1 pseudogene is annotated in these 758 nt (G+C 33.2%); it reads right to left on the bottom strand.

The features are described from left to right. Window positions 1-462: 462 nt before the first annotated feature. A pseudogene (locus tag AC1DJR_RS32195) lies at window positions 463-665 on the bottom strand (recombinase family protein); the annotation flags it as partial. Window positions 666-758: the final 93 nt, after the last annotated feature.

The following is a 758-nucleotide window of genomic DNA, read 5'->3' as shown; positions in this document are numbered from 1 at the left end:
GTATAAGTAATTTCTCCATTCTCCTTTTTTATCTCAGTGATGCCTTGCTCAAATTTTGATGGGTCTTTTAATAAAACGGTGTAATATTGCTTAGGTTTTTCCTGAGCATGTCCTACATTAGAAAGTAAAAAACACGTTAACGCGGTTGAAATGACAGTGATTGTTTGTTTTTTCATAATTATCCCCTTACTTTTATAAATTGGAGGTGGAATTTGAAGATGAACCGCAGAACAAGGCCCTATTGCCCACTTTATAATTCCACTTAGATCCTATAAATAAGGTAACAAATCATTCAGAATTTCRAATCTGTATATACCGTACATATAAGTGGTATTTAGCGCAATATTACTTTCTTTGGAGTTACTTTAAAAACCGAAGCATAATTCTTTTGGTGGAGAAGCCATCAATTTTTTTGTTCTAATGAGTGAATGAAATTAAAAAAGTATCCTAAAGTAAATAGGGGGTATCCCGAGTTAAGTTTGTAACATAAATAATGTCACCTTCCTGTAAATCCTCTAACATTTTTTGAAGTTGCTCGCGATCCTTTGTTGCTCCAGAAACTTTTTCTTCAAAATAATATCCATTCCAATTTCGTTCAGTTGCTGAAATTGCCTTGAAGGGTTCTGGCTAGTCGAACTGACATGTATATAACCGATTTTCCGCAAAACATTACCCCCTTTTTTGAGATTAAGTCTTATGAGACGCTCTTAACTAAGATTTTATAAGTTTACTATAATTGTATCAATAGAGTACACTCT

It is taken from the genome of Bacillus sp. 05T31, assembly GCF_056396725.1.
The sequence above is the reverse complement of the archived record's forward strand: the minus strand, read 5'-3'. Positions and strand labels throughout refer to the sequence as shown.